Annotated in this window: 9 protein-coding genes and 1 pseudogene; 4 read left to right on the top strand and 6 right to left on the bottom strand. The window is 43.7% G+C overall.

From position 1 onward, the window contains the following. Positions 1–281: 281 nt before the first annotated feature. Both murU and IQ457_RS05870 read right to left on the bottom strand, forming a co-directional pair. On the bottom strand, positions 282–1,010 hold the full coding sequence (gene murU, locus IQ457_RS05875; RefSeq protein WP_200662441.1) for an N-acetylmuramate alpha-1-phosphate uridylyltransferase MurU: 729 nt from the start codon (positions 1,008–1,010) through the stop codon (positions 282–284). A 108-nt stretch (positions 1,011–1,118) separates the two neighbouring features. Then, complete coding sequence (locus IQ457_RS05870) at positions 1,119–2,228, bottom strand: phosphotransferase (protein WP_200662440.1); 1,110 nt, start codon at positions 2,226–2,228, stop codon at positions 1,119–1,121. Positions 2,229–2,567: 339 nt separating this feature from the next. On the opposite strand from IQ457_RS05870, the gene IQ457_RS05865 reads away from it, so the two are divergent. Next, positions 2,568–5,651 carry an LPS-assembly protein LptD gene (locus IQ457_RS05865; protein WP_200662439.1) on the top strand — a complete coding sequence of 1,028 codons (3,084 nt, stop codon included), beginning with the start codon at positions 2,568–2,570 and terminating at the stop codon, positions 5,649–5,651. 187 nt (positions 5,652–5,838) lie between these two features. Next, on the top strand, positions 5,839–7,248 hold the full coding sequence (locus tag IQ457_RS05860; protein WP_200662438.1) for a peptidylprolyl isomerase: 1,410 nt from the start codon (positions 5,839–5,841) through the stop codon (positions 7,246–7,248). A 623-nt stretch (positions 7,249–7,871) separates the two neighbouring features. On the opposite strand, the gene IQ457_RS05855 is transcribed toward IQ457_RS05860, so the two are convergent. Continuing rightward, positions 7,872–9,005 (bottom strand): endonuclease/exonuclease/phosphatase family protein, encoded by a 1,134-nt coding sequence (locus IQ457_RS05855; RefSeq protein ID WP_200662437.1) that lies wholly within the window; start codon positions 9,003–9,005, stop codon positions 7,872–7,874. 453 nt (positions 9,006–9,458) lie between these two features. On the opposite strand from IQ457_RS05855, the gene asd reads away from it, so the two are divergent. Further along, entirely contained in the window at positions 9,459–10,592 is a 1,134-nt protein-coding gene (gene asd / locus IQ457_RS05850) for an aspartate-semialdehyde dehydrogenase (RefSeq protein WP_200662436.1), read from the top strand. A gap of 73 nt (positions 10,593–10,665) precedes the next feature. Here the strand turns inward: asd and IQ457_RS05845 are convergent. Then, positions 10,666–11,259, bottom strand: a pseudogene (locus IQ457_RS05845) (SOUL family heme-binding protein). A gap of 401 nt (positions 11,260–11,660) precedes the next feature. On the opposite strand from IQ457_RS05845, the gene tgt reads away from it, so the two are divergent. Continuing rightward, positions 11,661–12,812 (top strand): tRNA guanosine(34) transglycosylase Tgt, encoded by a 1,152-nt coding sequence (tgt, locus tag IQ457_RS05840; protein ID WP_200662435.1) that lies wholly within the window; start codon positions 11,661–11,663, stop codon positions 12,810–12,812. Positions 12,813–12,955: 143 nt separating this feature from the next. Here tgt and IQ457_RS05835 read toward each other — a convergent pair whose 3' ends face one another. Both IQ457_RS05835 and lpxA read right to left on the bottom strand, forming a co-directional pair. Next, positions 12,956–14,308 carry a sodium-dependent transporter gene (locus IQ457_RS05835; protein WP_200662434.1) on the bottom strand — a complete coding sequence of 451 codons (1,353 nt, stop codon included), beginning with the start codon at positions 14,306–14,308 and terminating at the stop codon, positions 12,956–12,958. Between the two features lie 307 nt (positions 14,309–14,615). After that, the gene (gene lpxA, locus IQ457_RS05830) at positions 14,616–15,395 is read right to left on the bottom strand and encodes an acyl-ACP--UDP-N-acetylglucosamine O-acyltransferase (RefSeq protein WP_068404561.1); all 780 of its coding nucleotides are present in this window, start codon (positions 15,393–15,395) and stop codon (positions 14,616–14,618) included. Positions 15,396–15,616 lie beyond the last annotated feature (221 nt).

Below are 15,616 nucleotides of genomic sequence, written 5' to 3'. Positions count from 1 at the left end.
TAGATTAGAAAGGTAGTTTGAAGTTAGAAAATAGCTTGGAGTTAAAAGGCAGTTTGGAGATAGTGATGAAAAAACTCAGTAAAAAACAGTCGCAATGGGCTTGGTTTATAGGCTTATATTTGGCGGGTTTCTTGGTTGTTTTTACCATTGCCCGATTAATAAAATTGGCAATGGGTGTATAAAATCTCTTTTATCAAAACCTAGCGCCATAAAAAAGCAGCGCTGAATAGTAAATATTCAGCGCTGCTTTTTTGCTTTAACTTTGACTGTCGTAAAACCGTTTATGCGCCGCGATGATTATCGACACTGTGATTTTCTATATAGTCATTAATTTGTGTTAAGCGCTCGGGCGTACCGACGTCTATCCAATTGTCTTTAATCACCTCAGCGGTAATTTGGAACTTTAGCATTGCTTGTTTTAGCAGTGGCGCAAGGGCTGCTGGTTGTCCTGTTACCAGCCCATCAACCAGTCTTGGTGAGATGACACTGATGCCAGCAAAGGTATATTTGTCCGCATCGGCAATCGGCTGCTCGCTTGCCAAGCCGTTATTGATAGCAAAGTCGCCGCCATTATTATGGTCAGGATTGTCAATCAATAATAAGTGGGCTCGTTGGTCAGCGCCTAACGGGTAATCTCGCAACGGCGCAAAATCATAGGTCGTCCAAATATCAGAGTTGACTAAGATAAAAGGCTCATCGCGCAGCTTATGGTTTTGCAGCGCGTTAAAAATGCCACCAGCGGTCTCAAGCGGCTCATCACTTTCATCCGACCAATGCAGCGTCACGCCATACTCTGCACCATCACCCAATGTCTGCATCAGCTTGTCTGCAAGCCATGAAGCATTGATAGTGATATCAGTAATACCAGCAGCTTGTAGCGCCTTGATATGCCAGACAATAAGTGGCTGCCCGCCTACTTCCACCAAAGGCTTTGGCGTCTCGAGTGTGAGCGGACGCAGGCGCGTACCCTTGCCAGCCGCCAAAATCATCGCTTGCGTTATTACCGACATACACGCTCCTTGTTGTTGGCTGTATGATTGCCTATTATTCATTATTGACTGTTTTAAACAAAGTAAAAGCGATGAATACTGTCATCGCTTTTATTTTGCTCATGCTGTTTAGATATACTGTTGCACAAATTTATGTTGATAAGCAGGCAAGATAGACTCTCGCAGCCATTCATTAAAAGGAGTAACCGCTTGCTGCATATTGGAATTGCCGTGTTCTGCCAGCCATTCTAGCTCAAAAATCAGGTCACGCATGACTTTTGGAATATCAGCCAAATAGCGGCTCTTGCCATCACGCTCAAACAAGCGGATAAAAATACCCAGCACTTTTAAATGCCGTTGTACGCCCATGACATTGACATCATTTTCAAACTGCGCTGCATTATCAGCCGTTACCAGTCCTGCCTGTTTCTGCAATTGCCAGCAGTCCTGTATCCAGCTTGTGACTTGACTCTCTGGCCATTCGACATAAGCATCGCGTACTAAAGACACCAAATCATAGCTATACGCGCCTATCACCGCATCTTGAAAATCAATCACGCCCAATCGTGTATGATCTGCTTGGTCTTGCATAAGGTTGCGACTGTGATAATCACGATGGACGATGACCTGCGGCTGCGCCAAAATCTCAGCGATTAAAGCCGATTTAAGATTTTCCCAAAGCGTTTGCTCAAGCTCTATACCAATATAAGGAATAAACCACTCGCTAAACAAATCCATCTCACGGTTTAGTAGGGCAGCATCATAATCTGGTAATTGATGATCCGTCTTTGCGGTCGCCACTGGCACCGCCTGCAAGGCCACCAAAGTGCGCAGCGCTAATTGATAGTAGTCATTCACCTGAGCGGCTGGCGCATCGACCAGCAGATGAGCAAATTCTACCGTACCAAAATCTTGCAATACCAAAAAGCCTTTTGCCACGTCTTGAGCGACGAGTGTCGGGACATTGATTGCTGGTGCCATCAGTTTTGCGACATTGATAAACTGCTGCAACGCGTCTTGTTCGTCAGCCGAATCCATGACAATATAGCGCTCAGTTTCGACATCGTCATTATCAAGTAACTGGATACGGTGATATTGGCGCGCGCTGGCATCACCCGGCAGACTATCAAGAATAAATTTTTGGTTGGCAAACACGTCTTGCAGCCACTGCTCTAACTGCTGCTGGCGCGTACCAGTCACGCTAGGTACTGTCATGGTTTTATCCGTCATAAAAAGCATCGCAAATTAAATATCAGTCATAAATAAGTGATATGTGGGGCAAATAGTTGTTAAAATAATGAGCGTGCAACTGAGCAATGCAGCCGCTTTAAGCAGACAAACTCTACTGGCTATGCCGCCGTAAAAAGGTCTGTATCATCCGCTATATTATAAATTTTGGTAAATAGTGTAGCTGATTTGGTTTTTTTTGACTATGATTAGTCGTCATTATATGTAAAACGTTCCGATTTTCGAGATTATCGTCTTAATGACAGGTTTATTCGCCATCAAATAACGTTAAAATATAGCCTGTCATTTAACGATCGCAATCCAATAGGCTCTACAATCATAGGTGTGCCCTTGTTATATTCTCCGCTTTACCAAAGCATCCGTTTGATTTTATTTGGCGCCTTGGGCTTAACCAGCTTGACGGTCAGTGCGGCTCTTAATCCTGTCGATAACAATGTTGATGCACAGACGACTGAGCCACTAATCACTGAAAATAGTAATGACGCCGCCGCCGTGTCTACCCTCTCTACTGAAAAGGGCAATCAAACCCAAAATGGCGCTGCTGATGCTAATAATAAAGCGTTAAACAGTCAATTAACAACTGCGCCTGTTTTCAACACTGATGACGTATTTACCAGTGACAACGTAAATATCACGGCAATTAATGACAGCAGTGACAGGATTGATGTTAATAATAATGCCGTCAACAACGCTACTAAAACAAACAATACCACTGCGCCCGTTAATAACAGCAGCACAGCCAAATCCAATAAGCGCAGCATTGATGTCAATGACGAAAGTATTCAAGACAGCCTGATACGTTTAGCAGAATTTTATGAATTAACGCCTGATACAGATCCCGCTACGTTACACAATAATAGCAATGATGACGTAGCAGATAGCAATGACAGCGATATTCAAAACTCTTTTGCCGCGCAAACCATTGAACCTGTAGGTAACGACTTAAAACTGCTACCAAATAGCGTCGATAGCGCCCAGCGCTGCGAAGGCCAATGGGTTTATCCCAAGAAAAATCCTAATTACCAACGTGCGATCAATGAAACGGGCGCACCTAATGGCCAGCCAGCGCCCAACTTAAACGGCATTCCTAATAATCAAGCGCCACTGTTTGCAGAGTCGGATTATGGCTATTACGACAATGTCGACTATGCCGAGCTTTCTGGTAATGTCATCGTTGACCAAGGAACGCAGCATATCGAAGCGGAAAAAATCGTACTCGATTTGAACAACAATGTGGCGGCCGCACAGGGTAAAGTGATGTTTACCGACCAAGCGACTGGACAAAACAAAAACGCCACTGGCTTGGCCAAAGCTAACCGTTTTCAAAATAGCGCATTTCAAAACGGCAACGGACAAAATATTAATGTCCAAAACGGTAAACCTAGCCTCAGTGATAAAGCCTCAACTGGCGGTCTTATCGGTGTCGCCGACAGCTTAAACTACAATACCGAAACCGGACAATCAACCGCCAAAGATGTGGCTTTTGCCAGCGTAGAGCTGCAAGCACACGGCTATGCCAAGCGCTTAAACCGCCCTAACGAGACGCAGTATGAGCTTGATGAAGTGATGTTTAGTACTTGCCCGCCGACCAACCGCAAATGGCAGTTTGATGCCAAAAGCATCGATTTAGATACCGAAACAGGCCGCGGCGAAGCTTACAACACAACGTTTAAAATTGCTGATGTACCGGTATTTTATTTACCCTATTTTAATTTCCCTATAGACAATAGACGCAGCAGCGGCTTTTTATTACCGAGCGCGAGTGTCGGTAGTGAAAGCGGACTTGAAGTTGACGTACCTTATTATTTTAATTTAGCGCCAAACTACGACGCCACCCTTAACACTCGCGTTTATACCAATCGTAACCCTATGCTCTCCGGTGAGTTTCGTTATCTAACTGAGGAGTACGGCGAAGGAATTTTTAACGGCTCTTATTTGCCCAATGATAAAAAATATGATGGCGAAGATCGTAGCAGCTTTTTTTACGATCATTATTGGTCATCTACCAGTATTCCGCGCTTAAGTGGCGACGCAAAATATAGCTATGTGTCAGATGCCGATTATCTCAACGACTTCGATACCTTGGGTTTGTCAGACAATACGTTAAACCTACCACGCCGTGCGCGGGTGAATTATTATAACGATTATGTCAATGGTGAATTAAAAGTCGAGACTTTCCAAACGCTCGATGCATTTAACAATAGTGGACAGCCTTTACAAGATAAAGACAAGCCGTACTCGCGCTTGCCACAGCTTAAACTTGACTATCGTCTACCATGGGCAAAAAGCTTTGATATCACAGGCGTAAGTGACTCGGCTTATTTTAAAAAATCCATCGATGATGGCTCTGAAAATGAAAAAAGTGGCACGCGTTTTTATAATAAATTAAGCGCCGTTTATCCGATGGAAAAATCTTGGGGCTATATCAAACCTAAGCTCAGCTTACAGCATCTGTATACGTCTTATGATGAAGACAGTTTGGCGGACAATGATTTGAGCAAAGATGACGGCAACCAATCGGTATTTGTGCCTCAAGTCAGTGTCGATGCTGGCTTGCACTTTTCTCAAGCGGGCTCACCCTTTGGCGCCTTTGACGATACTTTAGGCGGTTATCGCTTGCTCAGTCCACGCTTAAAATATACCTACTCGCCCTATAAAGACCAAAACGATATTCCTAACTTTAATACCCGTATTGCCTCTATCAACTACGAGCAACTGTTTTCGGACAGCTGGTTTTTAGGTCATGACCGCTTGCAAGATTTGCATGCCTTTACACCCGGTATTAATTATCGTTACATCGATGCAACGGGTGTGACACGTTTTGATGGTAGTATCGCAGAGCAGTTTTATATCGATGATGGGCGCGTGACCCTCGAAGACCAAAAACCCGTGCTGACGAATTCTTCCTCAGGATTGGTTTGGGATACCAGTACCCAGCCTTATAATAACGTCTGGGTCGATGTAAGCGGCGCGCTTACTCATAGCTATGATTTAAACTATATCACCACTGAGCTGCGTTATCAGCCATCTGACAACAGTTTATTTAACGTCGGCTTTGTGAAGCGTATGCGCGATGAAAACACTGACCAGTTACCTTTATCGGCGTTTACCGCATCAGCGGTTTTCCCAATTAATAATAACTGGCGCGTATTGGCGCAAGGTCAATACGATTATAATCGTGATAAAATGCTCGACTCGTTAGTCGGTGTTGATTATGAGGATTGCTGTTTTGGTTTTGCAGTTTATGGTCGTCGTTACTATAATGATTTGAATATCAAAGACAAACCAACACAAGCGATTATGGCAGAAATCAGACTCAACGGTCTTGGTAGCGGTAGCAGCCGCTTAACACGCTTACTTTCTGATAAAGTGTTGGGCTTTGAGCCGGTTCAAAGCGCCTGGAAAGATGAATAAAACGTCGTCTATATCCTTAGACTCACGTATGATTGATGGTTTATGTATCAAGTAACATTTGTGCTATAACAGCATATAGCAGTGTTTACACCCTATTATAAACAGCCTTAGCCGCTACTTAAATGAAGAGTAACGGCTAGGGCTTAACCGATTACCATCCGATGCAATGACATTGATGAGGAGCATCATGAGATTTTTTTCTTTACGTCAGACAAGCCGAGTTGTATTGCTTTCTATGGGTATGACGGGCGCTATTGCTCTGAGCCTAAGTGCGCAAGCAGCCACCGTTAAGCCTGCAAAAACTTCAGCTGCAAACGTTGATGCTGGCACTCAGAAAAATAGCGCCGCACGTTTGACACCTGCCAATAGTACGGACGGTATCATTGCCTTAGTCAATGAAAACGCTATCTTAAAAAGCGATCTGATCGCTGCTATGGCGCAAACCCAAGCACGAGCGCAGGCGGCTGGTGAACCCATTCCCAATTCAGCCCAGCTACAGTCTGAAGTACTAAACGCCCTCATTATGCGTGAATTACAACTCTCAATGGTCAAACGAGTTGGGCTCAATCCTGATGAAGCTGCCATCAATCAGCGGCTGGCTCAAATCGCCCAAGCAGAAGGACTCAGCAGCCTTGGCGAGTTACAACAACGTTTGGACGCCGCAAAACCAGGCAGTTATGCTACCCTACGCGCGCAATTGATTGAAGATGCCGCGATTCAAGCCTTGCAGCAGCGCCAAATCGCAAGCCGCGTGCGCATCAGCGAACAAGATATCGATGCCTTTTTGGCCTCTCCTGAAGCCAAGCGTTTGAGTCAAAGCGAATATCAAACTATTCACGTACGTATCCCCTATATGGACGATTACAGCCGTCTGTCGGACGCCCAGCGTGAAGAAGCATTAAAAGTCGCGCAGCGTCTACGCACACGACTGCAAGCGCCAAATGTCGATGTCACAGAAGCCATTGCCGCAAGTCAAGGCAGCTACCCTATTCAGCTGCAAGGGGGCGATATGGGCTTTCATAAAGCGGCTGCACTACCAACCGAGCTTGCTAGCGAAATCACCAAACTTGAAGTTGGCGCCGTCAGTGCGCCGTTAGTGACCCCAGAAGGTATTGATATCATCAAACTGGCTGATAAAAAATCCAGTGATACCATGCTAGTGCCGCAGTGGCATACGCGTCACATTTTAGTCAAAGTCGATGAGCTACAAACCGATGCTTTGGCTGAGCAAAAAATCAATGACCTCTACGAGCAATTACGTAAAGGAGCCGACTTTGCGAGCCTAGCCTCAACTTATTCAGATGATCCCGGTTCAGCAGGACGCGGTGGCGATTTGGATTGGGTTGGTGAAGAGCAAATGATTGGTCCGTTTGAAACAACGATGAAGAATACCGCCGTCGGTGATTACTCTGCACCATTCAAAACGCAATTTGGCTGGCACATTCTAAAAGTTGAAGGCAAACGCGAGCAAGATATCAGCGATGAATACCGTCGCAATATGGCACGTCAAGCGCTATATCAGCGCCTTGCTCCGCAAGCCAAAGAAGACTGGCTACAAGAACTACAAGCCGGCGCTTATATTCAGATACTCGGCTAATTAGTTATTTAACAATATCGAAAAAATTTTATAAAAGAAGGGTATATGCTAATGCATGTATCCTTTTTTAATTTAAGTCATTTATTAAAAACTCCATAAATGATGGGATAAGCTTTAGATTAGAGCTGTATAGTGAGTGAACAGTAGTAAAGATACATCACGCAATGCTGATATAAATTTTTCTTGCTTGCTGTGCCTTCGCAGACAGAGGCTACAAAAAATTAATATCAGCAATACCGTCGCGTTTTTAGGATATTTTAACTATACATTCATTAACGCTTTTATTAACGGTCGAAAATATTTTTCAAATAAAAATAATGCACAAAGAAAAGCCCCGAACCTAGGGCGTTGGGTTCAGGGCTATGGCGTTTCATATTGTTGTTATTATCTCTTCCGTGTTGACTCGTCCTAAGTCATAAACAGTAACCTATAAGACAGCGGGCTGACCTGTGCTTTTATTGTTACTGCCTCAACACTGCATCCTTACGTATCCTTGTGTTGATGGTTGTATTCTAGGTGAATTGACGCGGAACGACTAGAGGCTAAAGACCTTATTTAGCGTAAGCATTTGCTTACGTCGCCATTGTTTGTGGCGAGGGTTTTATACAGATGATAAAACCTTTTTAGCAATTACTTTCCTTTTCAGCCTCTGCATGTTCTTTTGATACTTTACAGCCCTCTTCCTTACCCGCTTCAATGGTATTTTTTGCCTCTTTGACATCTTCTGCCTTCTCAGTTGGCGCATTAGTTTCTTGGGTGCTGACTTTTTCGGGCTCGTATTGTAGCGTTGTCAGCACCGGAAAATGGTCGGAGCCGATAGACGGCATGCGCTGAATATCGACTAAGGTGAAGCAGGCACTATGGAAAATATGATCTAACGCCCAACGTAAAAACGGATATTTAACATGAAAGGTATTGATAAAATGGCGCCCGATACGAGGATCTAGCAAGCCTGAGATACGTTGAAAGCGGCGGGTAGTCTTTGACCAAGCGACATCGTTTAAATCTCCTGCCAATATCGCCGTTTGCTTATTTTCTTTGATATGTTTTCCAACCATCAGCAGCTCAGCATCGCGGGTCGTAGACTTATCTGCCTCTGTCGGACTGGGCGGCATCGGGTGCAAACAATAGAGCCAAATCACTTGTCCACCCTGCAAACGTAGCTGCGTATGGATAGATGGAATATCATCAATCATCAAATACTTAACTTCAGGGTCTATGAGCTCAAGCTTAGAATACAGATGCATACCGTATAGATTATCCAAAGGCACTTTGACAGTATAAGGATAATTTGCTTCTATTTGATTAAGGGCTTTCTCCCATTTTTTATCAGTCTCTAAAGTAATTAAAATATCGGGGCGCTTATCTTTTACCAGTTCAACCAGTTTTTGGGTCTCATCATTGGGCGTCAATACGTTTGAAACCATGATTTTAAGCTGGTGCGCATGTCCATTTGGCATATCCTTGGCAGTGAGCACTTCTTTTTTCCAAAGTATGGTATAGGGCAACACCATACGCAATTGAAAGGCGAGCGCGCTACTTAAAACGATAAATAACAGCCACTGACCAAGCTGCCAGTCCGACCAAAATATAACCATGCCAAGCCAAGCGGCGAGGCCGAGGAACATGATTTGAATACGGGGAAACTCAACACCTCGCACCCACCAATTATCAAGAGGCAACAAGCCCCAAATAGTGACAAAGGCGATGAATCCTGCCAACCACTGAGCGCCATAATATAAGAGGGAGAGATCCATAATGTGTGTCGACCGTTTATTAAATGAATGACAAAGCCAATAATAGTGAATATTCTTTATATAATAGTTGTTTAGGCTAAAATTATTTAAGCTAAAAATGATTGAGCGTCTAAACTCTAAACCTTTGTCACAAGATAAATAGCCTGCTTACTTTAGCACCTCATCACGCCTGCGCCTACTATTGAACATTCATTAGACATTAGCGGCTATAAAAAATTACAATTTAAGCCTTATTTAGAGGGGCTTGAATTTAAGAGAAGTTGACACGATAAACAATCAGCAAGCTTAATAAATAGCAGGCTTTATGGGTAGTAGCATTGATAAGTAGAAAAGTGAATAAGTCATATCTGAAAAATGCGGTATATTCTCTAAAAAACCTTGCTTTTTGCTGCTATTCACGGCATTGTTATCGGTTGGCAGTGCAACAATTTATGGTAAAAAGGATTGAGTTTTATGAGTAATTTAACAGTAGGCTTGGTAGGCTGGCGCGGTATGGTCGGGTCAGTATTGATAGAGCGTATGCGTGAAGAAAAAGACTTCGATGGTATCACACCGGTGTTTTTTTCGACCAGTAACGCTGGCGGCGACGCCCCAAGCTTTGACGGTATCAAGACCAGCCAACTAAAAGATGCTCATGATATTGCAGCACTTGCTACCTGTGACGTAATTATCACCTGCCAAGGCGGCGATTATACCTCAAAGGTACATCAGCCCCTACGTGATAGCGGTTGGAACGGCTACTGGATTGATGCAGCAAGCACCTTACGCATGGAAGACGACAGTATCATCATTCTTGATCCTGTTAACCGCAGTGTGATTGATAAGGCACTGGCAAATGGCAAAAAAGACTTCATCGGTGGTAACTGTACCGTGTCACTGATGCTGATGGCGATCGGTGAGTTATTTAATAAAGGCTGGGTTGAATGGGTCAGCGCCATGACTTATCAAGCAGCGAGTGGCTCTGGCGCCAACAACATGCGCGAGCTAATCGAAGGTATGGGCGTACTCCATGACGCAGTCAAAGACGAGCTTGCCGACCCTGCCAGCGCTATTCTTGAGATCGATAAAAAAATCGCCCAAACGCAGCGCTCAGACGACTTTCCTAAGCAATACTTTGGCGTGCCACTAGCAGGCAGTTTGATTCCTTATATCGATTCGCAGTTAGAAAACAAACAATCGCGCGAAGAATGGAAAGGTGGCGTTGAAACCAATAAAATCCTTGGCAATTCTGAAGCCGATAAAATTGCCATTGACGGTATGTGTGTCCGCGTTGGCGCTATGCGTTGTCACGCTCAAGGCTTAACGATTAAACTTAAAAAAGACATCCCGCTAGAAGAAATCGAAGTGGCATTGAAAAACAGCGGTAATCAGTGGTTAGATGTGGTTGAAGATACCAAAGAGGCTGCTATCAACCGCTTAACACCGGTAGCAGTGACTGGCACTTTGACAGTGGCGCTAGGACGCCTACGTAAGCTTAATATGGGTCCTGAGTATCTCGGCGCCTTCACCGTTGGCGACCAGCTATTATGGGGCGCAGCAGAGCCATTACGCCGTATGCTAAATATCATCCGTGAGCAAAACAGCTAATCTTATTTAATCACCAATAAAAAAGACAGCGCTTGCTGTCTTTTTTATTGGCGTCATTTTTGTCAATAAAGAATCATTTAGACTGATAAGCAATCATTATTTCATTGCGGCGCATAAATGGCAGCGTCCAAGGTGGGTTATAACGCGCCAGCTCAGACTTACCTATGATGGTTAAATTTTGCCCTTGCATCCAAGATTGTAGCTCTTTAGTTTTCGCCGCGACTTTTTCAGCACCAGCCAATCCTGAAAAGTTAATAACACCATAAGTTTGCACCGGTATTTCTACAATTTCGATATTCGGATTATTAGGTTTTGGCAGCGTTTGCAGCGTATATTGGCTTGGCATGGTAAATTGCACGCGCCATTTATCTTTAGTTTGTTAAATGCTGACTGGCGCAGTCATGGCAATTTTCTGTGACTTACCGCTCCCTTTTTTAGTTTCAGGTTGCATTGTTACTGGCGCAGTCATACTAATTTTACGAATCTTGCCATTTGCGGCGCTATTATTGCCAAAGATATAATCTGCTAGAATCTTAAATCCTGCACGGATGGCGGCATCTTGATCGCCCGTTACCCAAGTCTGTGCCATTAACTGCTCATCGTAACGACGCAGCTCAAAGTCTTCAGTCTGTTTTAGTACAGTATATTTTGGCTCTTCGGTTGCCATAGCTGCTCCTGATAGTAATAATGCGCTCGTTAATAACAGTCCATTTAATAGGGCTTTATTTGATAAGTCATTATTCAATAGCAAGCGAATCGATGACAAATAAATTGCTTTATCCATATCCTCTCTCCGCTATATACATTTAGCACTTAACATTTATTTGATTTATAGTAGCTACTCTTCTAATTTAGCAATGACTTGGCAAGAATGTCTGTATTTTTTGGTTATAGCATGCCAATTAATAAGTGATTAATGTCCCGTTTAATTGTTGGCATGCTTAGGCTATTTTATAAACGCTCTCCTTCTCTAAACCAATTGTCAGCCGCTTAAATATCCATGTCCAAAAAAATGCTTAACAATGTTATAATCAGCGCCATTTTCACAGCTTAAATAGCGGTTATCTTATGCAATTTTTTTTACACAAAACGGCCAGCGGTATCACGCGCGCACGCCGTGGTACGGTTCATCTCAATCATGGCGATGTGCAAACGCCTGCTTTTATGCCAGTGGGTACTTATGGTACCGTAAAAGGCATGCTGCCACGTGATATCGAAGCGATTGGCGCTGATATTATCTTGGGCAATACTTTCCATTTATGGCTGCGTCCGGGCACTGATATCATTGATAAATTTGGTGGTCTGCATAAATTCATGCATTGGGATAAGCCAATTCTCACCGATTCGGGTGGTTTCCAAGTATTCAGTCTTGGGGCCATGCGTAAAATCACCGAAGAAGGCGTGACTTTTAAATCGCCTATCGATGGCGCAAAAGTATTTTTATCGCCAGAAAAATCGATGCAAATTCAATATAGCTTAAACTCAGACATCGTGATGCAGTTCGATGAGTGCACGCCCTATCCTGCCACTCATGAAGAAGCCAAAAAATCTTTAGAGTTGTCACTACGCTGGGGCCAGCGCTGTGTCGATGAGCATAAGAAGCTTGGCAGCACCAATGCCTTATTTGGCATTATCCAAGGCAGTATGTATGCCGATTTGCGTCAGCAATCACTCGAAGGTCTGCTTGAGATTGGCTTTGATGGTTATGCCATCGGCGGTTTGTCGGTTGGCGAGCCAAAAGAAGAAATGATAGACGTCCTAGATTATATCGCCGACGATATGCCTGCTGACAAGCCGCGCTATTTGATGGGCGTTGGTAAGCCTGAAGACCTCGTTGAAGGGGTACGCCGCGGCGTCGATATGTTTGACTGCGTGATGCCGACTCGCAACGCCCGTAATGGTCATTACTTTGTCACCGGTGACGCTGAGAATGCCGGCATTATACGCATACGTAATAGCCAGTATCGCACTGATGAAGGGCCATTAGACCCTGAATGTGACTGCTATACCTGCCAAAACTTTAGCCGTGCTTACTTATCACATCTCAATAAATGTAAAGAGATGTTAGGAGCGCAGCTAGCGACCATTCATAACTTGCGTTACTATCAGCGTTTGATGCAAGGTATCAGAGACGCGATTGAACAAGATAAGTTTGATGAGTTTGTAAATGAGTTTTATAGCAAACGCGGTCAAAGCGTTCCTGAACTCAATTTACGTTAACCATTTTTAGAGTTATTTTATCTGCGTAAGCTGCTTTAAGCTAAAGGCGTTAAAATGGAAAAGGGCTTAAGATTAATCTTAAGCCCTTTTTGTTTAGCTAGAATTTTTATTACCTAAAATATTAATAAGTAATAGGCAATCTATCAGCTCATTAATGTGGTCACAAAAACAATCAGTACAGCAATCGGCGCGACGAATTTAGCAATGATTTGCCATAATTGCCAGGTACCATTAGACAATCCAAGCTCTTGCTGAATGCTACGTTGATCCATTTTCCAACCGACAAAGATAATCGCGGCAAGACCGGTTAAAGGTAACATGAATTTACTGGTTAATTTGTCCAGTGCATCAAAAATACCATTACCCATGATGGTAAAGTCACTCCATAGATTGAATGACAACAAAGCTGCGATACCTAATAACCAAACCGCGATACTGGCGACGATGGTCGATACGGTACGGCTCATTGGCGTACGCTCTTCTAACAGCTCAACCGTTGGCTCAAGTAATGAGATTGAAGAAGTCACAGCGGCAAAGGTAATCAATAAGAAGAACAACGTACCAATGATGGCACCGGCGCCCATGCTACCAAAAGCAATTGGCAAACTGACAAAGATAAGACCAGGACCTGAAGCAGGATCAAGACCATTATTAAAGATAATTGGGAAAATAGCCAAACCAGCCGCTAAAGCAATGACAGTGTCTAGAATAACAACGGTACGCGCCGTGCTTAATAGATTGACATCACGACCCAAATAAGAGCCATAAGCCACCATGATGCCCATACCGATAGATAAGGTAAAGAAAGCATGACCAAGCGCCGCTAGCATCACATCGCCATTTAACTTACTAAGGTCTGGCGCAAACAGGTAGTTCACCGCTTGGCCAAAACCGCCATTCATGACGTTGTAACCAACAATCACGAATAAAATCACACCCAGTAAAGGCATAAGCACTTTGGCAGTGTTTTCAATACCTTTCGTGACACCAACACCGACGATTAAAGCGGTGATTGCCATGAAAACCGTATGCCAAATTGTCAAGGTGCCAGCTGACGCCAACATCGCATCAAAGGTTGCCGCTACAGAGTCACTGTCTTGTCCGGCAAAGCTGCCTGAGCCAACTTTGGTGATGTAGTTAAGCGCCCAGCCACCGATGACACTATAAAACGATAAGATTAAAAAGCCACCTAAAATACCAGTCGCACCGACAATACCCCAACTGCGTGATTTACCTTCGCTTGCGGCGACATCAGAAAACGTATTGATAGGGTTTTTTTGCCCACGGCGACCAATCAGCCATTCTGCAACCAAAATTGGAAAACCAATCAGAGCAAGACAAAATAAATAGGCGATAACAAAAGCGGAACCACCACTCTCCCCAACCATATAAGGGAACTTCCAAATATTTCCTAAACCAACTGCCGATCCTACTGCTGCTAGTACGAAGCCAAAACTTGAGCTCCACTGAGCATGTTCTTGTTTATTAATAGCCATTTTGCCTTCCTCGTGCTTCAATTACTGTTGCTTATAATCTTCCTTGATTATCATAAATCGCTCTTAATGACTGAGACTCATTTAACCAGCTTGTCAATGTGACGCGCTTAGCAACATTATGAAAGAATTGTTTACAATATCGTAAACGCCCAGTTTCTGCTAAGCGACCAAAAAAGTCAAGTAGCGATAAATATAAAAAGCCATAACTATTAGTTATGGCTTTTTATATTTATCGAGATAATTTGTCAAACTATGCTAGATGCAAAATCTTGCTATTATGCTACTTTTATAATTACTAAAACTATGTTTACCGTACCACGCCTCGGCGGCTTTTTTGTAGCGAATCTATTAGCAGGGCGATTTTTGGCTCTGTTGGTAATAGTTCTGTTTTTAAAATCTCAAGCGCTTGAGCCGTTGTTAGACCTGATCGGTAGATAACACGATACGCTTGGCGCAATACATCAATCGTCTCTTTAGACCAGTCTTTACGGCGCATACCTTCAACATTTAGCCCGTGGGCTTTAGCAGGATTACCTGAAACCATGGTAAAAGCAGCGACGTCTTTTAAAATTAGGCTGGCGCCGCCAACCAAACTGTAATCATCAATGGTACAAAACTGATGAATACCTGAGTTGCCGCCAATAATCGTATGATTACCGATAGTCACATGCCCTGCCACCCCGACATTATTAGCCAATACATTATGGTCGCCGATTAAACAATCATGGGCCACATGGGTATTGACCATCAAAAGATTGTGACTGCCAATCTTCGTTAAGCCGCCGTCTTGCTCAGTGCCACGGTGCAAGCTACACGCCTCGCGAATGGTATTATGATCGCCAATCTCAAGCCACGTACGTTCACCCGCGTATTTCAAATCCTGCGGGTCTTCGCCGATACTGGCGAATTGATAGAACTGATTGTACTGCCCAATACGCGTCAGTCTTGCTACGACCACGTGCCGATGCAAAACCGTATGGGCACCAATAGAAACTTCATCACCGACAATACAATAAGGACCAATGATGGCAGTCTCATCAATGTTAGCGGACGGTGAGATGAGTGCTGTTGGATGAATCTGACTCATAATATGGACCTTTGTATCATCTGATGCGAATAAATGGTAAAACAAGTAAAGCAAGCTTAGGGTAAATAATCAACCTGATACTGGTTTTGGTTAAAACTGGTTAAAAAGACAACGACGCCCAAAAGCACAGTGGTGTTTAAAAATGGCAATCTAGGTAAAATACCGAGATAAATTTCTAGATTTCTACTAACAATTATCTAAAGGCGAAAGATTTAGCCAAT

Origin of the sequence: Psychrobacter sp. M9-54-1 (genome assembly GCF_016613355.1) — a bacterium.
In the GTDB taxonomy this organism is placed as follows: Bacteria; Pseudomonadota; Gammaproteobacteria; order Pseudomonadales; family Moraxellaceae; genus Psychrobacter; species Psychrobacter faecalis.
Note: the sequence above shows the minus strand (reverse complement) of the source record. Positions and strands in the feature narration are given on the sequence as shown.